The organism is Vibrio sp. Hal054 (assembly GCF_037162405.1).
In the GTDB taxonomy this organism is placed as follows: domain Bacteria; phylum Pseudomonadota; class Gammaproteobacteria; order Enterobacterales; family Vibrionaceae; genus Vibrio; species Vibrio diazotrophicus.
The window spans coordinates 232,587-254,787 of sequence record NZ_JARLUT010000002.1 but is presented as its reverse complement, the minus strand read 5'-3'; the positions used below and the strand labels follow the sequence as shown (position 1 = coordinate 254,787).

Annotated in this window: 20 protein-coding genes and 1 pseudogene; 9 read left to right on the top strand and 12 right to left on the bottom strand. The window is 41.7% G+C overall.

The genetic code is table 11. From position 1 onward, the window contains the following. Positions 1-152: 152 nt before the first annotated feature. Complete coding sequence (gene glgC / locus P4S58_RS17115) at positions 153-1,409, bottom strand: glucose-1-phosphate adenylyltransferase (protein WP_102964766.1); 1,257 nt, start codon at positions 1,407-1,409, stop codon at positions 153-155. 559 nt (positions 1,410-1,968) lie between these two features. Here glgC and P4S58_RS17110 point away from each other — a divergent pair. The 4 genes from P4S58_RS17110 to P4S58_RS17095 are packed head-to-tail and all read left to right on the top strand — an operon-like array spanning position 1,969 to position 7,640. After that, positions 1,969-4,026, top strand: a complete 2,058-nt coding sequence (locus tag P4S58_RS17110) for a type VI secretion system Vgr family protein (protein ID WP_337164876.1) — start codon at positions 1,969-1,971, stop codon at positions 4,024-4,026. After that, complete coding sequence (locus P4S58_RS17105) at positions 4,023-4,802, top strand: DUF4123 domain-containing protein (RefSeq protein ID WP_102969830.1); 780 nt, start codon at positions 4,023-4,025, stop codon at positions 4,800-4,802. Before P4S58_RS17110 ends, P4S58_RS17105 begins: the two co-directional genes overlap by 4 nt. Next, on the top strand, positions 4,799-6,895 hold the full coding sequence (locus P4S58_RS17100; protein WP_337164875.1) for a phospholipase effector Tle1 domain-containing protein: 2,097 nt from the start codon (positions 4,799-4,801) through the stop codon (positions 6,893-6,895). The genes P4S58_RS17105 and P4S58_RS17100 overlap by 4 nt, the downstream gene beginning before the upstream one ends. After that, on the top strand, positions 6,885-7,640 hold the full coding sequence (locus P4S58_RS17095) for a DUF2931 family protein (protein WP_337164874.1): 756 nt from the start codon (positions 6,885-6,887) through the stop codon (positions 7,638-7,640). The genes P4S58_RS17100 and P4S58_RS17095 overlap by 11 nt, the downstream gene beginning before the upstream one ends. Before the next feature lie 135 nt (positions 7,641-7,775). Here the strand turns inward: P4S58_RS17095 and P4S58_RS17090 are convergent. Further along, a pseudogene (locus tag P4S58_RS17090) lies at positions 7,776-7,963 on the bottom strand (3-oxoacyl-[acyl-carrier-protein] synthase III C-terminal domain-containing protein); the annotation flags it as partial. A 97-nt stretch (positions 7,964-8,060) separates the two neighbouring features. On the opposite strand from P4S58_RS17090, the gene P4S58_RS17085 reads away from it, so the two are divergent. After that, entirely contained in the window at positions 8,061-8,819 is a 759-nt protein-coding gene (locus P4S58_RS17085) for a DUF2931 family protein (RefSeq protein WP_337164873.1), read from the top strand. Between the two features lie 299 nt (positions 8,820-9,118). Beyond that, positions 9,119-9,661, top strand: coding sequence for a glutathione peroxidase (locus tag P4S58_RS17080; protein ID WP_337164872.1), 543 nt, complete (start codon positions 9,119-9,121; stop codon positions 9,659-9,661). A 60-nt stretch (positions 9,662-9,721) separates the two neighbouring features. Here the strand turns inward: P4S58_RS17080 and P4S58_RS17075 are convergent, their stop codons facing one another. The 3 genes from P4S58_RS17075 to P4S58_RS17065 all read right to left on the bottom strand — a co-directional run bounded on the left by P4S58_RS17075 (position 9,722) and on the right by P4S58_RS17065 (position 12,479). Beyond that, on the bottom strand, positions 9,722-10,174 hold the full coding sequence (locus tag P4S58_RS17075) for an EF-hand domain-containing protein (RefSeq protein ID WP_337164871.1): 453 nt from the start codon (positions 10,172-10,174) through the stop codon (positions 9,722-9,724). Between the two features lie 169 nt (positions 10,175-10,343). Continuing rightward, positions 10,344-11,087, bottom strand: a complete 744-nt coding sequence (locus P4S58_RS17070) for a hypothetical protein (protein ID WP_258005500.1) — start codon at positions 11,085-11,087, stop codon at positions 10,344-10,346. Positions 11,088-11,318: 231 nt separating this feature from the next. Next, a complete protein-coding gene (locus P4S58_RS17065; protein ID WP_337164869.1) occupies positions 11,319-12,479 on the bottom strand; it encodes a benzoate/H(+) symporter BenE family transporter in 1,161 nt (386 codons plus the stop codon). 99 nt (positions 12,480-12,578) lie between these two features. On the opposite strand from P4S58_RS17065, the gene P4S58_RS17060 reads away from it, so the two are divergent. The 3 genes from P4S58_RS17060 to P4S58_RS17050 all read left to right on the top strand — a co-directional run bounded on the left by P4S58_RS17060 (position 12,579) and on the right by P4S58_RS17050 (position 14,305). Then, positions 12,579-13,121, top strand: a complete 543-nt coding sequence (locus P4S58_RS17060; protein WP_102965858.1) for a helix-turn-helix domain-containing protein — start codon at positions 12,579-12,581, stop codon at positions 13,119-13,121. 328 nt (positions 13,122-13,449) lie between these two features. Next, complete coding sequence (locus P4S58_RS17055) at positions 13,450-13,968, top strand: YgjV family protein (RefSeq protein ID WP_112403647.1); 519 nt, start codon at positions 13,450-13,452, stop codon at positions 13,966-13,968. A gap of 13 nt (positions 13,969-13,981) precedes the next feature. Further along, the gene (locus tag P4S58_RS17050; RefSeq protein ID WP_102968626.1) at positions 13,982-14,305 is read left to right on the top strand and encodes a cupin domain-containing protein; all 324 of its coding nucleotides are present in this window, start codon (positions 13,982-13,984) and stop codon (positions 14,303-14,305) included. A gap of 120 nt (positions 14,306-14,425) precedes the next feature. Here P4S58_RS17050 and P4S58_RS17045 read toward each other — a convergent pair whose 3' ends face one another. From P4S58_RS17045 to P4S58_RS17015, 7 genes are all read right to left on the bottom strand, one after another. Next, the gene (locus tag P4S58_RS17045) at positions 14,426-15,433 is read right to left on the bottom strand and encodes an IS481 family transposase (protein ID WP_337164866.1); all 1,008 of its coding nucleotides are present in this window, start codon (positions 15,431-15,433) and stop codon (positions 14,426-14,428) included. A 205-nt stretch (positions 15,434-15,638) separates the two neighbouring features. Further along, positions 15,639-15,989: a helix-turn-helix transcriptional regulator gene (locus P4S58_RS17040; protein WP_337164864.1), complete on the bottom strand. Its 351-nt coding sequence runs from the start codon at positions 15,987-15,989 to the stop codon at positions 15,639-15,641. Between the two features lie 225 nt (positions 15,990-16,214). Further along, the gene (gene kdgR / locus P4S58_RS17035; RefSeq protein WP_337164862.1) at positions 16,215-17,003 is read right to left on the bottom strand and encodes a DNA-binding transcriptional regulator KdgR; all 789 of its coding nucleotides are present in this window, start codon (positions 17,001-17,003) and stop codon (positions 16,215-16,217) included. Between the two features lie 314 nt (positions 17,004-17,317). Then, positions 17,318-18,532 (bottom strand): methyl-accepting chemotaxis protein, encoded by a 1,215-nt coding sequence (locus tag P4S58_RS17030; RefSeq protein ID WP_337164860.1) that lies wholly within the window; start codon positions 18,530-18,532, stop codon positions 17,318-17,320. 59 nt (positions 18,533-18,591) lie between these two features. Then, positions 18,592-19,287, bottom strand: coding sequence for a hypothetical protein (locus tag P4S58_RS17025; RefSeq protein WP_337164859.1), 696 nt, complete (start codon positions 19,285-19,287; stop codon positions 18,592-18,594). 63 nt (positions 19,288-19,350) lie between these two features. Next, positions 19,351-21,039: a dipeptide ABC transporter ATP-binding protein gene (locus tag P4S58_RS17020; RefSeq protein WP_102953532.1), complete on the bottom strand. Its 1,689-nt coding sequence runs from the start codon at positions 21,037-21,039 to the stop codon at positions 19,351-19,353. Beyond that, positions 21,039-22,199, bottom strand: coding sequence for an ABC transporter permease (locus P4S58_RS17015; RefSeq protein WP_337164857.1), 1,161 nt, complete (start codon positions 22,197-22,199; stop codon positions 21,039-21,041). Before P4S58_RS17015 ends, P4S58_RS17020 begins: the two co-directional genes overlap by 1 nt. Positions 22,200-22,201: the final 2 nt, after the last annotated feature.

The window sequence follows — 22,201 nt, the reverse complement described above, 5'->3', positions numbered from 1 at the left end:
ACTGGATTACGACGAGTTGCAAAATGGTCTTATCTTCAGAAAGTGAAGACAAGACCTTAATTCGAGTGTCAGACCAATCAATCTCGCTTGCCTTGTTTCTCGGCAAGCGATGTCTCTGACCAGAGTTTCCCTAGAGCGATAATTCAGTACGGTTATTTTGCGAGTTTATCCAGCATAGCTTTAGTGACCAAGGTCACTCCTTTTTCAGTCACGCGGAAACCATTCGCTATATCTTGCTCTCTATCATAACCAATACATAAGCCGGCAGGGACACTACAATAGCTGTCAAGAATAACTCGTTTCAACTTAGCGCGCTCACCCACATGGCTACCATGCAACAATACTGACTCTTCGATAAGGCTGTATGAGTGGGCATGAACACTCGAATATAACAATGATTTTCGAATGGTAGAGCCTGAAATAATGCACCCTCCTGATACCGTTGAATCTACGGCCATTCCGCGTCGTTCGTCGTTGTCAAAAATGAATTTAGCAGGTGGAAGCTGCTCTTGATATGTCCATATTGGCCAAGCTTTATCATAAAGATCAAGTTGTGGCTTAGGAGTAACAAGCTCCATATTGGCTTCCCAAAATGAGTCTAATGTGCCCACATCACGCCAATAAGGTTGATTGTCACTGTCAGGGTCTTTGAAAGAATACGCGAAAACATTGCTCTCATTAATAATTGAAGGAATGATGTCGTGTCCAAAATCATGGGTCGAGCCTTCGGTATCCACATCTTTGAGTAACTGGTTGAAAAGAAAATCGACATTGAAAAGATAATTTCCCATTGAGGCCAAACACTTACCCGGTTTATTAGGTATTTCATTTGGCTGGGCTGGTTTCTCATCAAAGGCAACAATTTTACTTTTAGAATCTACAGTCAAAACACCGAAACTGCCCGCTGCTTCTTCGGTATCGACTTCAAGACAACAGACTGTCATATCGGCATTATTCGCCACATGCTCAGCGAGCAAAGTACCATAATCCATGCGGTACACATGGTCACCAGACAAAATTAGAATGTATTTAGGATTATGAGAACGAATGATATCAATATTTTGATATACCGCATCTGCTGTACCAGCATACCAATCATCACCGGTTCGTTGTGAAGCTGGCAAAATTTCAACAAATTGTTGAGCCCTAAAACTTCCCCAACCACGGCTAATATGGCGGATCAACGAGTGTGATTTATACTGAGTTGCGATACCTACTCGGTGAATACCTGAGTTGAAACAATTTGATAATGGGAAATCGATAATACGAAACTTGCCACCAAAATAAACAGCTGGCTTGGCTCGAGAATCAGTGAGTTCAAAAAGACGGCTACCACGGCCTCCTGCCAATATCAAAGCATATGTATCTTTAGTCAAATTACTGATATGTCTGTCATAGTTATGGGACATAGAGGCCTCCTGAGCGTACGATTTATATAGATTTATTAGTTAGTTAGTTTTGTTATTAAAAGGCGTAGTTAAAGAACGGGCAGCGGTGCTGTCTATTGAATCTATGTTAGTTACTATATCGTTCAATCAACCGTTAAACTGTGACTAACTCAGGGCATTGCAGTTAGACAGGTTGAGCTAATTTGAAATAATTAAAGAACTAACAAGGCATTGCTCACCTACAAGTCTCACTTACTTTAAAGCTAGGTCGAAACCTATTTGCCTGCTTCACTTCTCGGTTGTTTTGCTGTTTGAAGTCACAAACTTTATTTGCTCCAGTGTTATGCCTAACTATTGTCTAATACTCCTCGGCTACACACTGAGTTCACCTTTTGCGAATAGTGAATACATCCAAGTAAAAACTTGCACCAAGTGTCACTTATTGCTCGCTGACTAGTAAAAACTTGCCCACCACTTGATAAAAAATCATTAAGCCACTGAAATATAGACACTTTATAATTGGCACTTCACTTGCCTACTCCCTCTACTCGTATGCGATAAACGTTGTTCAGAGGGATACATGACAAAGCTTAATTTCACGTTAACGGTTGATGGACTACCTGAAGACACGTTTGTTGTACGCGAATACAAAGGCTATGAATCTCTATCCGACACCCTTTTAGACAACGGTGATACTTGCTATGGATTTCGCTACTACATTGATTTAGCAAGCCGTCGGGCAAACCTCACGGCTAACAATATCGTCGACCGAAATGCGCATTTGAAGGTGTACAGAAACGGAGAGGAGGTTCAGCAGGTCAACGGCATCGTTCGAAGTTTCAGCCAAGGTGACACTGGGCACTCGCACTCTTACTATTCCGTCACTTTAGTTCCCTCATTAGAACGTTTGTCGCTGCGCCAGAATTGCAGGATCTTTCAGTTAAAAACCGTTCCTGAAATCATCACCCTGTTATTGAATGAAATGGGCATCTGTGATTTTGTCTTTTCCTTGAAACAGTCCAGTAAGAAACGAGAGTTTTGTGTTCAATACCGTGAAAGTGACTTGGATTTCGTGCAAAGACTCGCAGCAGAAGAAGGCATCGTTTACCACTTCGCCCATAAGAATGGTAAACACTCGTTATTTTTTAACGATGACAGCAATACTCAACCAAAGCGCAATACGCCAATTCCTTACAATGCTGCCGCTGGTGGGACGGCGGATTCCACCTTCGTTTTTTCTCTCATCAAGAGCACTCAATCCGATGTTTCTGAGATTCAGCTTTCTGACTATAGCTTCAAAAAGCCCGATTATCTTTTCCGCCAAACTAGCGCTGGCACTGAATTGGATTACCAATTAGAAACATACGAACACTTTGATTTTCCAGGACGATTCAAAGACAACGAAAACGGTAAAGCTTACAGCCAAGCTCGATTAGGCTTTTTGCGCAGAGAAGCGAAGACAGCAATTGCGAAAAGCAACGAGCCAGCACTTCAAGCGGGATATAAATTTGATTTAGAAGAACATCTGGACGACACCAATAATCGCGATTGGCTGGTCGTTTATGCTCAACATTCCGCAACCCAGCCACAAGCTTTAGAAGAAGCCGGTGGGCATGGCGCGACCACCTACTCAAACCAACTCAAACTGATTCCTGCACACATACACTGGCAAGCTACGCCAATGGCGAAACATCAAGTGGACGGCCCCTGTATTGCCACCGTCGTCGGGCCTGAGGGCGAAGAGATTTTCTGTGATGAACACGGACGTGTAAAACTTCACTTCCCATGGGACAGATACTCGAAAGGAGACGAACACAGTTCTTGTTGGGTTCGAGTATCGCAAAGCTGGGCTGGAAGCCAATACGGTGTTATAGCGGTTCCACGCATAGGCCATGAAGTGATTGTCTCATTCTTAAATGGCGACCCTGACCAACCTATCGTGACAGGGCGTACCTATCACGCAACAAACACTCCACCCTACTTGCTGCCGGAGAACAAAACCAAAACCGTTATCCGCACTGAAACCCATAAAGGGACAGGATTTAACGAGCTCAGTTTTGAAGACCAAGCCAACGAGGAAAAAATCTATCTGCATGCTCAAAAAGATTATGAAGCCGATGTTCTCAATGATCATTCAACCCACATAAAACAGGACAAGCACTTAACGGTTGATAACGACCAATTTAGCTATATCAAAAACAATCAGCACATCACTGTAAACGGAGAAAGCCGCTTAAAAGTCGTGAAAGACTTCACCCAAATAATAAGCGGTAACCATCACCATAAAGTGGGTAGCCTGTATACCACTATCGCAGGAAGTGAAATTCACTTACAAAGTGGCACCAAAATAGTCATTGAAGCAGGAGCAGAAATCACATTTAAAGCCGCTGGTAGTTTCGTCAAAATAGACGCTTCTGGTGTCAGTATCGTAGGCCCAGCAATCAACCTGAATTCCGGCGGTCGAGCAGGTAACGGAAGCGGATATAACGGTCAATCTCCCACACTCCCAAATGGTGTTGAAAAACGACAACCTCCAGTAAAAAGCTCCAGTCAAGTCTCATATCAGCAACTTTTGAACGCTGAAAAAAATCACGTACCGGCAGTTAAAACATGCCCACTAGTAAAAGAGAATAGATGATGAAAGAGTGGGTTTTAGATCATTCAAATCACATCTACTGGTTGGTTACCGCTGATCTATTTAAAAAGGCACTCAATGAAAACATGCCAGCAGATGAAGCCATTCCCCTTTTCTGTATCGGTCAATTTAAAGACTTGATGCCGATGTCACCTTGGCTGCTACCCTCTGAATCGTTAACAGTTCTAAATGAAGAACTCCTTCAACAAGGATTGCTGCTGGAATCAGACTACCCGACAAATGAAGTGTTGGACCATCTGCGCAGCCTGCTGCTTGCGGGATTAGACGGTGAAGAGGTTCTTTTTAGGTTTTATGACCCTATCGTCATCGCGCCAATGTTAAATCTGATGCAAGAGTCAGAAAAATACCTTTTTATGGGAAACATTAAAACGTTACGTTATTGCCATCTCGAAACCACCATCACGTTGAACAATCCGCTACATGATTGCCATAAACAACATGAAGAACCTTGGTGGGTTATTCAACCTGAGCATTTAGTGAATTCCTATGATCTAGATATTCATTGCCAGATTTTAGATAGACGTTTTTGGAATGTCGTACCCGAAGTCATGGAGGCTAACGTTACTTCCAATATCATCATCAAAGACGCACTTATCTATGCTTCAAATCAGCAATGGTCTATTGATGAGGCTGAACTTTATGCTCTTTCACAACTGCTAGTAACAAGCAACTCTTCTATCGCAGACATAACCAAAAAATTCCACTTATCCAGCAGTGACGCTACCACATTAGTAAAATTTAGTGAGGTTAAAGCATGAGTACACTTGGCGTTAACAGTTGTTGCCTCAGCTGTGAACAATATAAAGACTGGATAGAAATTGTGATTCGTGATGAACACAATAGGCCCTTCCCAAACATAAAAGGCATCCTCACAGGTGCTTGTGGTGCTACTTATCCAATCACTGTTGGAGAACACCCAATCTTTTTAGACTCATTAGCTTCAGGCCGTGTGTCAATAACACTAGAAAACGATTTGTGGCTAGAAGCAACTCAAAGTCGCTTACCTGCAGAAGGTAAAGCCAAAGGTCTCAAGGATTGGCTTAGTTTACATCCACATGGTTACAACCAAAGCGCTTGGAAGAGTCAAACATTAGCTTTGGGAGATTTCATTCAACTAAAACCAAATCAAGAGATCCCTAAACGTCACCTCGCTAATGCATGTGAAACGCCAAACCTCGTCACAGGCAAGAGTCACTATATAACCATTCAAGGGTGTCGATATATCACTTTACGTCTGGGAGTATTTTTTGATGGTACAGCAAACAACACCTACAGTGCCAAATGGGGCAAAAAGCAACTCGATAAACATGTGAATCTTTGGAAAACATCGTATGAGGCTTCAAACGCCATCCTACGTGACAAGGGGATATTTAAGGAACACCTATCGGCCGTAGAGCTAATAGATAAATGTTTTGAATACCCAGCAGAAATAGAAAATCTTGAATGTGCTAGCGCAAAAAACGAACTCACCAATATTCAAAAGTTGTTTGATTTATACAGAAATAATGAATTCAGCGATAACAAAGATGCTTACTATCATGCTCAATACATAACAGGAATTGGTACAGGAAACAGTACAGAGATAGCTCCCGCTGATGAAGATCAAGAATGCGGTCAAGGCATGGGTATAGGTAAATACGGAGTCTCGGAGAAAGTAAAAACTGGTATAGAACAAATCTGTAGTCAAATGGAACAAATCATTCTCAATGTAGAAAGAAAGTTCGCGCTAGATGGGTTTCATAAAGTTGAGTTCGATGTTTTCGGATTCAGTCGAGGCGCGGCGGCGGCAAGACACTTTATAAACGACGTTCTTGATACTACAGAGGGCTTATTCCAGAAATCGTTTTCCGCAACATGTAAATCATACAAGCTCGACATGACTCATAATTTCGACTGGAATAGCAACGAACATTGCTGCATTGCCTTTGCGGGATTGTTCGATACCGTTGCGGCAGTGGCAAACTTTTGGGAGCTGGACTTTTCAGCTCATGATAATGATAACGGTCCTATCAAACTCTGGTTAAACCCAGACCGCGTAGCGAAAGCCGTTCATCTCGTAGCAAGTAGCCATACTGAATACCGCCACAACTTCAGTGTGAACTTATTAAATAAAGCACCACACTTTGATGAAATAGTGGTGCCGGGCGCGCATTCAGATATAGGAGGAGGTTATCATTCTAGACAAGCGTTTAGTGATAAAAGCTACTTACTTCCGTTACTCGAAAACCAATTAATTAAGTCTATCTCAAAAGACAATATTCCCCGCTTTGAGGAAACACGCATAGTTAATTCAATGCTATCCCGGCTAGAAAAATCAAAAGAATTCGACCAGTCACATGGCTGGAGTAAAGACAGCTATCTTATACCTAAACATAAAATTCGTTTTGCAGCCAAAGACAATAAGTATGCAGAAGCGAGGTTATTGTATCGTAACTGTACAGAAGGCGATTTATCTCGATTGTACTTAAGAGTGATGTTTGGGCTTGCTGAACACGCAGGAGTACCTATGAATGACAGAGATGAAACTACTGATGTTTGGAACTGCACTGAAAGCTTACTTGAAAGACATCTCTACTATCCTATTTCAGAAAAAATGTCGGCTAAACACGAATCAAGTCAGAGCTTCACTTTTAATACTTACTGCGAAAAGATCTTGGAGTTAGCAAAAAAAGGACAAATTGAGGAATTGCGCAATGAATTATCTCAGACTGACCTAACAAAAACATTTCATTCGCTAAATCTTGTACATCATTCAGCTGATGAAAGCATTAGTGGCGGCGTTATCAAACCATTCAAACCCAACTTAGTTGGTAATCGTTATATGCGTGAGGAATATGATTGTGAACATTAGCTTAAAATGTATAACTCTAATATTGATTGCTTCAAATGTTTCAGCATGTTCAACCACTGACGGCTTCCCTCAAGACGCACGATTCCATCCATGGAGAATTGGTGTCGTTATTCCATGGGTCTATGTTTCCGGTGTAACACAAGCTTACGGTATAAATGAGAAAAAAGACTGGACCAGTTTAATGCTTCCATATGGTCAGATGCTCAGTGATAGCAGACGAAACATCAATTACATTAGGGAAGATTTGCAACGGCAAGACTATGACGGATATGGAATTGCACTTGGACATTCAGACTTTACCCCTAACCAAATTGGCTTAGGTTACAAAACTCTGCCAGATGAACTCTATCTCTATTGGAACTCAAGTTTCACTAATAGACATTACGCAACCGTGGTCAAAGTTACACCACAAATAAAAGCCGCTATGAAAAAGCCTTATCCACATCCAAGTTGGCGATTCGAAGGACAAAACTGCTATCAGACTACTTTTAAGTTCGGATTATTGCCCGATGGACGAGCAAAACTTTGGCTGGAGGGGTGTAATATTTATACGTATGTTGGAGTGTTTGCCCCTGCTCGCTCCGAGTTAAGAAGCCCAAATTGGACGAAAGAAACTTCAAGTGCTTATCACGCGGCTAAACAGGAAGGTTTAACTATAGAACCAATACCTTGGGAAAAAGTAGACAAAGTCTGGTACAACGAAAAAAGGGATAAAATGCAAACACTTGAAGAAGCGTTGAGATAGTAGATTCAAACATCTAACAAAATGTTAGTTGATATATATCGACCGAGTACTTCTCCAAAATCTAATACGCCCGATAAAATTCATCAGGCGTATTGGACTCAAATGAACATCAATCTACTCGGTACATAGTTTCAATGCGGATGTATTACCGTAATTTTGAATGTTTACAAACGCTTTGTCTTGACTGATACCTGATACATCACACAACGACTGGATTATACGAATGTTCGCTAGGTGTAGAATAACGACATCAACATCGTCGTTTGACCGACGCTTCGTTGCTGTACTTGCTGAAAAGCGGCTCCTATACCACACACTGCACGCATCTGATGTAAGTATAGGAGCTGGCGCTATCAAACCATTTAAAGCCAAGTTGGTTGATAATACTTATCAACGTAAGGAACTTGAATGTGAACAAATGTGAACAGTAGTTTAAAACTTATAGCCGTGATACTTATGGCTTCGAATGCATCAGCATGTTCAACCACTGACGACTTCCCTCAAGACGCACGATTCCATCCATGGAGAATAGGAGTCGCTATACCATGGGTCTACGTATCCGGCGTAACAGAAGCTTATGGAGTGAATGAAAAGAATGATTGGACAAGTCTAATGCTGCCATATAGTCAACTATTGTTAAGCGATAGCAGAAGAAACATCAATTACATTCGGGAAGACCTGCAACGGCAAGACTATGATGGCTATGGAATTGCACTTGGACATTCAGACTTTACTCCCAATCAAATTGGCTTAGGTTACAAAACTCTGCCAGATGAACTCTATCTCTATTGGAACTCAAGTTTCACTAATAGACATTACGCGACCGTGGTAAAAGTTACACCACAAATAAAAGCCGCCATGAAAAAGCCTTATCCACATCCAAGTTGGCGATTCGAAGGACAAAACTGCTATCAGACTACTTTTAAGTTCGGATTATTACCCGATGGACGAGCAAAACTTTGGCTGGAGGGATGCAATATTTATACGTATGTTGGAGTGTTTGCCCCTGCTCGCTCCGAGTTAAGAAGCCCAAATTGGACGAAAGAAACTTCAAGTGCTTATTACGCCGCTAAACAGGAGGGCCTCACTATAGACCCAATACCTTGGGATAAAGTAGACAAAGTTTGGTACAACAAAAAAAGAGATACAATACAAACACTTGATGATGCTTTGAAATAGATAATTAAGATTTACTTCGTGCAACTAACACAGATAATAATTTAAATGCCTCTTAGTTTAACGGTAAGAACGCTCTCTACTATCTCTATTGTCACGTCTCTCTAACAGAATACTTGAATACTATAGAAATCGATTCGTCTTTAACCCGTTAACTAATTTATCATTGCTCACAATATAATTGTGCGATACCTTGATATTGTGAACGTTAATCGGACTTGAAGTCTCGGCTATTGCCGCTAAAACTTCATTGAGAAAATAAGAAACTAAAAGTACTTCAACCGGAATACAAGGACAGAATAATGAGCTCAATTTATGATATTGATTTAGTGACAATCGAAGGTAAACAGCAAAAGCTAGCTGACTTTAAAGGTAAAACACTGCTGATCGTTAACACTGCTTCTGAATGTGGTCTCACACCTCAATATGAAGGTTTAGAAAAGCTTTACCAAGCTGAAAAAGAGAATGGATTAGAGATTCTTGGTTTTCCATGTAATCAGTTTGGCGCACAAGAACCAGGTCAAGAGGCAGATATTCAGTCATTTTGCAGCATGCGTTTTGGCGTAACTTTTCCTCTATTTAGCAAAATCGAAGTTAACGGCGAAGGTCGTCACCCTCTATACCAACATCTGTTTTCTGCTCTACCAGAGCGCACTACTGCGCCAGAAAGCGGTTTTGCAGAAAAGCTCAAAGGTCATGGTATCGAAGCGAAAGAAGGCTATATTATGTGGAACTTTGAAAAATTCCTAGTAAGTAAGGATGGCGAAGTTATTGGGCATTTTGCTCCAGATATGACTCCAGACCACGAAATTCTAGCTAAGGCGATTGAAAAAGCTCTAGCATAATTCCTTACCCAGTATTTAATCCCCCGAGCCATCAAGTTCAGGGGATTATGTCTTATCTATTTAATTATTTTTATTGCCTTTTCCGTTGCTGTTGTTGCTGTTGCCACCACCATTATCATTTTTAGATTTGTTGCGGTTAGTCTTTTCTTCTTTATACATCTTCATTTCACCTGTACCGTTACCAGGGTTTGAATAACGACTATGGGCTGAAAATTCTTCTTGGGTAATCACACCATCTTTGTTCTTATCGAATGAGGCAAATGCGCTCACTGAGTCTCTCTTATTCAATTGTTTTGCATTCGTAGTTGAATCACTTCCCTGATTCATTTGCATGGGCATACTTGAACGGTATGTATCCAATTCAGACATACTGATCACGCCGTCACCATCGGTGTCCACGCTCTCAAATGAAGGCATCATTCTCATTGGTCGAGTATCTGTCTCTTCACTCGCAAAACTGTTAACAGACAATACGCTCGCACACACTAGTAATCCGACACTTAGTTTGTTCATAGTTAGGTACCTACTCATGACTAAAGACCTTTTAATAATAGAATAGTTAACGCTAACTGCAGCCCTATAAATGAAGTAAATAGTTTTAAAAATAAAGATTGGAATCAGAGTTTAAAAAGGCCTCTGATTTCTTTCATAACCAAAGACCTTGATGCGAATAAATACTAGATTATTTTGACTCTACAAATTCAAGTTTGGTACTAGGAAATACTTGAACGATATAGCGGCTAGTTGTGTAGATGAGAAGAGCAATACCCAACATTTCCAGCGTTTCTTCACAGGTGTAACTCATGGCATAAATAAACGACTCTGTTCCCGATTTCTGCGCGATCACACCGCCCACCAGTTCAAGCCCTATCGCACCTGATAAGAACACTACGCCAGATAGCAGATACAGTCCCAACATATTTTTTGGCAAATTCAGCAGGAATCGAAAGTAAGCAGTACCCAACACAATTGCCACAATGCCATATGGAATAACCCATGCGAAATAGAAAACACCTGAAGTATGTAAAGTCTCTCTTACTGGGCCAACCAGCATTTCATGGAACTCTGAAGACTCATCGATTGATAAGAAAATAAAGATAAATGCCAACCCAAACCAAGGAAAACCGGACTCTCTCCTCACTCTATGCATATAACCAACCAAAGCAAGTAAGGCGCTTGCAACAAACATTGCAAATGAAGAATAGAGTGTTGGAATATTCATTTCTGTATCGACGTCAACAAGACGAATGAAGCTCTTAATATGAGGGAACTGTAGATAAAACCGAGCCCAAATGCCCGCCATATTGGCAACAACAATAAGTAATATAATAAATAAAAACGTCAAAAGTATCGATTTAGGATTTAACTTTAAACTCACCGCTGCGCTCCAACCATTTGCAGGATCAATAGATAATAATGGATACATTTAATATGCAACCATACACATTAAAAACATTTCATGATGCTAGCTAACTTGTTGATGTAGCGTCTAGGAATTTCTCGTATAAATTCAATTAATAGCAATATTAAGAATATAGGAGTCTGGAAAAATTCAGACTCCTATTACAGTAATAAAGCACTAGAACACTAAGGAGATATATTCGTAAAAACTAAACCGCAGCGAATCTTGTAAACAACAACTTTTGTAAATAGCGTTCTAAGCTTTTGGGGCTATAAAGTGTAGATGTAACAATCCAACAACTAAGCCCCACACCACGGAACCAATCCCAAGAAATGTTACTCCAGACATGGTAATCAGAAATGTGTACAGCGCGGATTCGCGAATATTTTCGTCTTTAAAAGCCGTCTGAAAACACATCAGTAAGGTGCCTAGCAAGGCGAGACCTGCAAGAATCTGCGTCACTTCTTTAGGCAAAGCTAGAAAAGTGGCCACCACCGTGGTCGCCCAAATACCTGCTATCACATAGAAGATGCCAGCCCAAATCACAGCTCGGTATCTTTGAGCAGGATCTTCATCAACATCTTTGTTCATACAAATAGCTGCAGATATAGCCGCCAAATTCACGCTAAAGCCACCAAAAGGGGCAAACAGAATATTGGCTATACCACTTCCAAGAAGCAATGGTTTAACAGGGACTTCATAAGCGTGCGATCTCATCATTGCAATACCAGGTAAGTTCTGAGAAAGCATAGTAATGATATAAAGCGGAAAACTCAGGTTGATCATCGCAGCGATACTAAAACTCGGCGTGATCCACTCCGGTTTTGCAAACGTCAGATCAATACTTTGATTATCGAATGCACCACTAATCACTGAATAAACAATGCCAACAATCAGCAATATCGCCATAGTGTACTGAGGCACAAACCTCTTTCCTGCTATGAATGCGGCAAACATACAGAAGAAGATAATCGGGTCTGTCATCACAGGACTAAAGGTTTTCACGCAGAACGAAAGCAAAATAGCTCCCAACATCGCTGTCGCCAGCTGCGGAGGGATATTAGCCAGTGCTTTACTCAGTGGCGATATCAGCCCGGTCAATACAATCAATAAGCCTGAGATGACAAATGCGCCTAGCACCACTGACATATCATATTGCCCGACAGCGGCGACAAGCATAGCCGCTCCCGGCGTTGACCAAGCCGTTAAAACTGGCTTCTTGAAATACCAAGAAAAGATAATAGAAGTGATGCCCATTGCCAGACCAAGAGCCAGTAGCCAACTTTCTATTTGAGAAGAAGTAGCGCCTGCGGCCGTTGCAGCCTGAATAATTATTACCACCGAACTGGTGTAACCCACTAATACTGCGGTAAAGCCTGCCGAAACGTGACTTAAATTAAATATTCCTTTTTGCATTTCATACCCTTTTCCTAGAAATCTTTTCACGCGTGCGTTATAACGTACACTACTGAGAATATCACCGTGCGCTATAACGCACAACAAGGATTTTTATTTGTGGACGACACCATTTTCAAAACTCAGATAGCCAATTACTTACGCTCTTTAAGAACAAACAAGGGATTGAGCTTAGATGCTGCGTCAAAACTAACTGGAGTTTCAAAAGCCATGCTTGGGCAAATCGAAAGAGGCGAATCAAGCCCAACCATTTCAACACTTTGGAAAATAGCCAGTGGATTAGAAACCTCGTTTTCAGCCTTCTTTGCTGATGAACCAGAGCTACGAGGCAGTGAACTGACCTTTCCTGACGATCCAAAAATGAAAGTAAATACTTTGTTCCCCTTTAGGGAAGACGCAGGCTTTGAAATGTTCGAAATAACCTTAACCGACCAGCATCAACAGATGTCGGAAGCCCATGATGTAGGAGTAATAGAGCATGTCCACGTCCTAAGTGGCGAACTAAACCTCTACTTTGAGGGGCAATGGCACCTTATTGGTCAAGGAGGAAGCATTCGTTTCATGGCTGATCAACCCCATGGCTATAAAGCGGTTACAGATAAGACTGTATTTCAGAACATAGTCTGTTATCCAAGAAGATAATTAGCTTTATATCTAAGCGCTGATTTAAAAAAATTTAATCACCCACACATTATTGAAAAGGTGTTTTAATATTAATTGTAATTGATGTGCTTTTTGTATATCGTACCAACGATAAAACACTCAGATACTGATGAATAGTAGTTTACTTGGCGTTTCTAAATACTTGTTAAAATTGCATTTGATTAGAATCAGTGGGAAGAGTGGATAGGCAAAATGGCTCGCTGAGCATGTCAAAAGGTAAACATCAAGCGCAGTCCATTTGAAAAGGGTTCTGAGTAATTTTTATGATTTGCTCAGTTGTCTATTACTTTTCGAGTGTGAGAGTTTGATGGATTTTTCTTTGGCTCAGGCTTTAGGGTTAGTCAGTTTTGCTTTGGGTATATCAACGTTTTATCAAAAAGATGACCGTAAGTTGAAAATCATCATGCTGATTTTCAATATGAACCATCTGTTGCATTACTTGTTACTCGGTTCAATGACTTCGGCTTTAAGTGCTGCATTATCTGCCGCAAGGACCGGGACATCGATTTATACTTCCTCTAGATATGTTGCCGCCGTATTTATAGTTTTGGGGCTAAGTTTAGGGTTAAGTATTTCAAACCACTGGTGGGACATGTGGCCGATTGTTGGGACAGTTATTGGGACGTTCGCAGTGTTTATGCTTAGAGGGATAGCGATGCGCATTGCCTTCTTAGTGGGAGGAGTCTGCTGGTTAATCAACAATATAATCGTCGGTTCGATTGGTGGAACCATGCTTGAGGCGACATTGATTTGCGTGAACTTACTGACCATGTTTCGGTTGGTTAGAGACACCAAGAAAGCCGTAATTCCATCAGAAGTTATATAAGTAAGGACAAGCTATGTTCATATACAACAAAGACGTTAAATTGGAAGATCTAGGCAATGGTGTATCTCGCAAAATCCTTGCATACAGCGAGAACATCATGAGCGTAGAAGTCTATTTTGAAAAAGGTGCGGTCGGTACTCTACACAACCATCCACACGAACAGCTAACTTATGTCCTTTCCGGCGAATTCGAATTCACCATAGGTGATGAAAAGAAAATCGTGAAAGCAGGAGACGCGCTCTACAAAGAACCAAACGTAATGCACGGTTGTGTTTGTTTAGAAAAAGGCGTCTTGCTAGATAACTTTACGCCAATGCGTAAAGACTTCATCGCCTGATCAAAAATTTATTAAAACAACGATATGACATGTACTAATTCAGACCTGATCTGACAGTTACCCATTTTTGACTCAGTGCCTGTCAGATTATATCTGGGCTAGATTTTTTTCAGCCCAGATTTATTTCCCATCTTCTAATGTCTCTATTGGCGTTCTGCCACAGCACATTTTTCCTTGATGAGTACGATGATTGTTGTAGTAGTCCATCCATTCGTCCAGATCTTTCTGCAACTCTTCCATCGAGCCATATAGTTTCTTTCTGAAGGTGACTTGGTAAAACTCATTTAATATCGTCTTGTGGAAGCGTTCGCAGATGCCGTTCGTTTGCGGCGACATCGCTTTGGTTTTCGTATGATCGATATCGTTTATAGCGAGGTAAAGCTGATAGTCATGTTGCTCAACTCGGCCACAGTATTCAGTACCTCTGTCAGTGAGTATTCGCAGCATTGGTAGCTCGTGTGCTTCGAAGAACGGCAACACTTTGTCATTTAGCATATCTGCTGCGGTAATAGGCGTTTTCGTGGTGTAGAGCTTAGCAAAAGCGACTTTACTGTAGGTATCGACAAAGGTTTGTTGGTAGATGCGTCCAACTCCCTTCAAGTTGCCTACATAGAAGGTATCCTGAGAGCCTAAGTAGCCTGGATGAGCCGTTTCTATCTCACCGCAGGCTTCATCGTCATGCTTTTTACGCTCTAGAGCTGCAACTTGCTCATCCGTTAAAATGATGCCGTTCTCATTAACCTGTTTCTCTAAAGCAATAAGTCGCTTTTTGAAGTTCTCAAGATCGTTCCTAAGCCAGATTGAGCGGACACCACTTGGAGAGATGAACACACCTAGCTTTCGCAGCTCATTGCTTGTTCTCACTTGGCCGTGTGCAGGGAAATCAATTGCGTACTTTAAAACCGCTTGTTCAGTTTCATTGTCGACACGATTTTTAAGGTTTGGTGCTCTTCGACTTTGGTTAATCAATGCGTCAACACCACCAGTTTCAACCAGCTCTTGATAACGGTAGAAAGTGTCTCTTGATACGCCCATAACCTTACAGGCTCTTGATACATTGCCAAGTTCTTCTGCAAGATTGAGAAGACCAGCTTTGTGTTTGATAATTGGATTGCTAGTATGAAGCATGAGAGTTACCTCTTAGTTTCTTTGATTTCGGATTAAGCACCTTTAATCAAAGTGGGTAACTCTCTTCATTTCAAATTGAAGTGTCAGATCTAGTCTGAACTAATACATAGACAACACCCTAGAAATAGAAACTCATCGATCTCCTTGCCAGTCTCTATGACTGGCTTTTTTATCAATCTACAATCTTAAATCGCGCCCATTCTCGTTACAACTTCGCTACATGCACATATTCAATGATGACTTGATTACCTTCCACATGTACTTTCTGAATCTCGCCATCCACACTAACTCGGTTCTGCAAATAAACGACAGACTCCCCTCTTCCACTCTTCTGTCTCAACGTCGGTAATACGTTTTCCGGTTCAACGTGAAGGTGTTTACAGAACTTTGTCACGAATGACATAGATAGGGGTTCGCTACCACGTAGAAGATTTGAAAACTCCACTTGGCTTACACCAAGGCGTTTGGTTATTTCCATTTGGGTAAGATGCATTTTCGCTTTCTGCGACATCCATACATCATATAGGGCTCTTCGATCTTCTTGGCAAAATTCCATGTCATATCTCTTAAAACATTACTCAAACATATAAATACAATGCCAAATCATCATGAGAAAAATGTCAGTCCAGAGTGAGATTCTGTCCAAGGTTTTGGTAATTTCCGTTCATTCTGCTGTTGCAATATCTGAATGAAATATTCTGTTTAACATTTAAGCAGAACAAAGTAAAAAGCCGTGTATAGATAAGGCTATACACGGCTTTCATTTGTTAAAGATGGTTAATTAGTCTTCATACGGATAATCAGCGCAGCCTAGCTTCTTAGAAATACGTCGAGCAGCAGCATGCAACTCAGTAACATATTCCACTTTCTTCTCTTCGGTAAAACGTATGGTTGGAAGAGAAATACTTAAGCCCGCGATCACTTGATGGAAACGGTCGTATACAGGTACGGCAATACAGCGCAAGCCGATTTCTTGTTCTTCCACATCTTCTGCAAAACCTTGCTCTTTAACCAGCGCTAGCTCAACGAGTAAAGAATCCACATCTTTATGCGTACGCTCTGTTGTTTGAACAAACTCAACTTCAGAAAGAATGTCGCGAACTTCCTGCTCAGGGCGAGTACATAGCAATACTTTACCGATTGCCGTCGAGTAAAGCGGATTGCGTCGTCCTATACGAGACTGCATACGTAAGTTGTATTTAGAATCCAACTTATGCACATAGATAATGCTATCACCGTCCAAAGCCCCTAAATGGAGGGCTTCCATAGTCAGGTCAGAGATGCGACGCATTTCGATGTTCGCTATCTCCACCAAATCAACATACTCAAGTGCAGCTGAACCGAGTTCAAACAGCTTTAGAGTTAACGAATAGTTCTCGGTTTCACCTTCTTGAGCAACGTAACCAAGAGATTTCATCGTTTGCAGAAAACGATATACCGTGCTTTTAGACATCATCAATCTTTGAGCTAACTCACTGATGCCAATATCCTTTTGCGTCGCAAGTGCCTGTAAAATACCAAATGTCTTCAATACGGAAGAAACAGATTCGGGTTGCTTGTCAGCTGTCATCTTGTCTTACCTATTATTCATATTCATTTTTATCGACATACTCTTTATCGCCCAATGAGCAGTTGGCATGAGCTCGATTCAGATAGAATGCCGCCTAGAGCAGCTTTCAAAAAAACTAAAACACGTTTCCAAACAACTAAACGTCTACCCGTTAATTTAAAATAATGTGCTCAAAAAAAATAGGGTTCAGTTATCTTTTTTCACAATTAATCGCCGAAGTGAACTGTTTTAGTGATTTTCATGGCCTTTTCAACAAAAAATGGCTGATAGTCAAGAAATTACATACAGTTTCATTAACATTATCTATCTTGAGCTCAGATGACGTAATCACTGACTAAGGCGCGCTGTTTAGAAGAGACTTGCTTGATCTCACTGATGCTATCGGAAAGAGCCTCAACACTTTTGGTATTGTTTTGCGCGCTGATTTTAATTGCTGTCAACTTTTCCACCATGACATGACTTGTTGTCAGTTGTTGCGACGTTGCAACGGATATTGCATGTGACATCTCGGCAGCAGTATCAATGCATAGTTTTACTTCCTTCACCGCATCATAAGAGATTTGAGAACTGTGTGTGGCTTCTAACATGCTACTTTTACATTGTTGAATCAGTTGTACCGATTGAGAAACACTTTGTTGCAGTGATTGAATGTTGCCCAAAATACCGTTGGTTGATTGCGTGGTGTTAGTCGCTAATTGGCGAACTTCATCAGCAACAACGGCAAAGCCACGGCCATGTTTTCCTGCCCGGGCGGCTTCTATCGCTGCATTCAATGCGAGTAAGTTTGTTTGATCTGCAATTTCTTCGATCATCGCAAGGGCAGATTCTATTTGCTTGGCATCTTTTACTAGATGGCCAATCGTTTCTACTGCTTGATCGAGTAACATTGACGTCGAAGCTATGCACTGGTCATTGAGCTTTATATGTTCATAGCCTTTTTGAGATTCATCAACCGCTAACGCCATTCTGTCGCTGGTTGCTTTGGCCTGCTGAGCCACATGTTTGATAACGCCCTCCATCTCTTCGGTTAATGAAGCGACTTCATCGGTTAACTCAACTTGGTGTTTTAACGCTAGCTCAGTTTGGCACGCATGGGCGCTGTTATGTTCCACGACCTCATTCAGGGTATGAGAGGATTGTTGCAGTTGCCCCAATAATCCACATTGTAACTCACGAACCGATTCTACGTGCTTAGCCAACCACGCCATTTCTCTACTTTTGCTATACGATGCTTGCAAGGTGAGATCACGATTTGCCATCGAATTTAGAACCGCTCTTAATACCCTTAAGCCAGCTTGTATATTTCGAGAAGTCGCGATGACAAGCCCTAATGACAATACCCCCACAGCGGCGATGAAGGCAACCAACTGCAACATATAACGACTCTGCTGCTCTTTTACTTCCAAGACCTTGTTTTGGGCTTTAACAATTAAAACATCTCTAAAGGTCTCTAAAGCATTTATTTGTTCTCGCACATGAAAAGAGAGATTCTGCGTAATGCTTTTCTCTTCGGCAGATAACTTGATCATCTGTAAATGATTAAAAACCGCACCATCATGCTGAGTACCGTGCGCTAGTAGTGATTCAATTAACTTCTGATTTTTTTCGACACACTGTTACTGCGCTCGGCGAGTTCCGAAACCATAGCAATGATTTGGTTACTGACTTCTTTGTTCTTGACGAAAAAAGTTTCAACCTCTTCTAGGTTGGTTGAATCCAATGCCTTGTCTGTATTGAACATAAGGGAGTCTAAACGACTACTTAAGTTCTCCACCATCATGGCACTGTTCATATCTTTCTCAGTAGCGCTCAAGGTATAAATAAAGCGCTTTACCTGTGAAGAAAGTAAGCGGTAGTTTTGTTTGCGTTTTTGCTGTTCCGATAACAGTTCACCGTGCATCTCCATCATGTTCATCAAACGTTGAAAATCTTGCTCAAAGCTTTCTGGTACCACCCACTGTAAACTTAACCCATTGTGTTGATTGTCAATTTGAGCGATTTCTTGTTTTGAGAAGTTGACGTGAACCAGTACGTGCTCACTGATCTCCTTCCAAGTCTCATTGTTAAAATGAGCGATATCGTTTTCCAAATCGACCAACTCAGTTTCAACGACCGATAAGCGAGACAGCTCATCCATAGAAAACTTGCCAATGTAATCTAACTGCTCCGTCAGCTTCTGACTTTGCCAATAGCCAATGCCTCCTATCGCTGTAATGACCACCAGCAAAAGGCTAGTGACAAAATAGAACCTACCAACAATAGACATTTTGTTCCAAATACTCATGCTAGATCTCCAACGAAAGAAGCCTTCTCAATATCCCTAATGAGAAGGCTATGAATAATAGAATTAAACGGATATTTCAGGCGCTAATTCTGCGACGGGAACGGCTGAAATTAGCTGTTGGGTATAAGCCTGTTCCGGATGGTATATCACCTGTTCCACCGCACCCTGTTCCACGATCTTTCCATGCTGCAATACTAATACTCGGTCACAGAAGTACTTAACCGTCGCAATATCATGAGTAATTAAGATGAATGCTGTTCCATATACGTTCTGAAACTCGATAAGCAAATCCAGAACCTGAGAACGTAACGATACATCCAGAGCTGCCGTCGCTTCATCTGCAATAACAACTTTCGGAATAGTGACCAACGCACGAGCAATAACGATACGTTGCCTCTGACCACCAGAGAAAGCGTGGGGATAACGGCTTGAGAACTGAGGTGGCAACCCAACCCACTTCATGATGTTACGAACACGCTCTTCACGTTCCGCTTTGTTCATTTCAGTACGCAGTTTAATTAACGGCTCTTCGATGATATCGAATACAGTCATACGTGGATTTAACGACGACCAAGGGTCTTGGAATATCAATCGAAGGTCCGCAAACAGCGGGTCACGTACCACACGTTTGTAGTCAGATAGCTCAATGTCAACGTTACCTTTCTCATCAACGTATTGAATCGTACCTGATGTCGCAGGAGACATACCAAGAATGGCTCGCCCTAAAGTACTCTTACCCGAACCAGATTCACCCACAATGCCCAACGACTCTCCCGGATACAGTTTGAGGTGAGCATTATCAACCGCTGTCATCGTGCTTTTTTTCTGGAACATTTTTGCAGGCTTATGAAAAACTTTCGTTACACCATTCAAATCCAGAATCGGACGAACATTACTGCCCTCATGCAAGCAATATGGTACTTTCACTTTTGAAGGTTTTTCTAGAGATCGCGTCGCTTCCATCAACTTTTTGGTATAGGGATGTTCAGGACGTTCAAAGACTTGGCGAATATTTCCACATTCAACCACCTCACCCTTTTCCATCACAACAACTCGGTCTGAAATTTGTGCTACTACACCAAGGTCATGAGTGATGAACAGAATCGCCATACCTATTTCATCTTGCAGTTTCTTAAACAGATCTAAAATCTCTGCCTGCGTGGTAACGTCAAGCGCCGTTGTCGGCTCATCCGCAATTAGAATGTCAGGACGAGAAGCAATCGCCATTGCAATCACGACCCGCTGTCTCTGACCACCCGATAACTCAAATGAGTATTTATTAATTAGACTTGATGGTTCCGGCATCTGCACTTGTTCAAGCAGTTCAATTGCTCTCATGTGCGCTTGTTGTTTCGTGATGCTTGGGTCAACCAGACACAATACTTCTTTGATTTGATCACCGACAGTGTGCACTGGGCTCAACGCTGCCATCGGCTCTTGTGAAACTAGTGAAAAGTTGAAACAGCGTAATGAACGCATACTCTTGCTGCGTGGATCCACTTGTGCAATATCAATAACATCGCCCGTTTCGGTGGTGTAAAGAATCTCACCGGAATCTATTCGCCCTGGTTTATCTAAGAGCTGCATAATTGCAGACGAAGTGACCGACTTACCTGAGCCCGACTCGCCGATAACAGACAGTGTTTCACCACGATACAAATCGAATGACACATTTTTAACCGCATGGAAGTGCTCCATACTGGTCGGGAAACTCACATTAAGGTTTTTAACTTGTAGAATTTTATCGCTCATTATTTTGCTCCCTGATCATGGTATGGGTCACAGGCATCACGCAGACCATCACCAACGAAGTTCATCGCTAGAATAACAATAATTACCGCTACCGCAGGAATGAGTAGCCAAGTAGCTTCAGCCAAAGCTCGAATGTTTTGTGCTTCTTGAAGTAGTACACCCCAGCTCACCATAGGAGCTTGTAGACCTAAGCCAAGGAAACTCAATGCTGTCTCACCCAAAATCATCATAGGAATTGCGAGTGTCACTACAGCGATAATGTGGCTCATGAAGTTCGGCGCCATATAACGTCGGATAATTTCAAACGGGCTATTGCCATCCAGCCAAGCCGCTGCCACATATTCCTCGCCACGCAATGACATAAAGCGACTACGCACCACTCGAGCCATATCAGGCCAAGAAACTAAGCCCAGAATGATGGTGATTAAGAAGTATTTGGTTAGTGAGCTCCACTCAGCAGGCAGAGACGCCGATAGCGCCATCCACAGCGGAAGTGTCGGAATCGATTTGATGAACTCAATCGTACGCTGAATGATGTTATCGACTGTACCGCCAAAATAACCTGATACACCACCGATCAAAATACCCAAAACAAATGTTGTGAATACCCCCATAAGGCCAACAGACAAGGAAATACGTGCACCATAAATAAGACGCGACAACATATCTCGTCCCATACGATCTGAACCCAAAATGAAGAAAGGTTGCTTGGTATCGTGCGGTACGATGAACTTGTAACTCATCGGGATAAAGCCCATCAGTTCATAAGACTCTGTTTTTCCAAAGAATGAAAAGTAAACTTTAGTCTCTGGATCCAACTGATAATGCCTCTTTAAGGTGCGCTTATCTGTTTCACTCTTATAAAACTCCAAATGAGGAGCCCAGCGCCATCCATCATGGCTATTTTCAAACAAGCTCACAGATTGTGGCGGAGCATAGGTATAGCGTCTCCAGTTATCACTCGGATCAAACGGTGCAAAGAACTCGGCAAACGCAGCAATAACATACACAATGATCAAAAACTTCAAACTGAACCATGCCAGCTTGTGCTGACGCATTTTCATGCCTATAAGCTGCCACTGGGTTGCAGTACTTAAATCAATAGTTTTCTTGCGACGCTTAAACAGATGCCCAAGATTACTAATAGCAGACGTAGTCATAA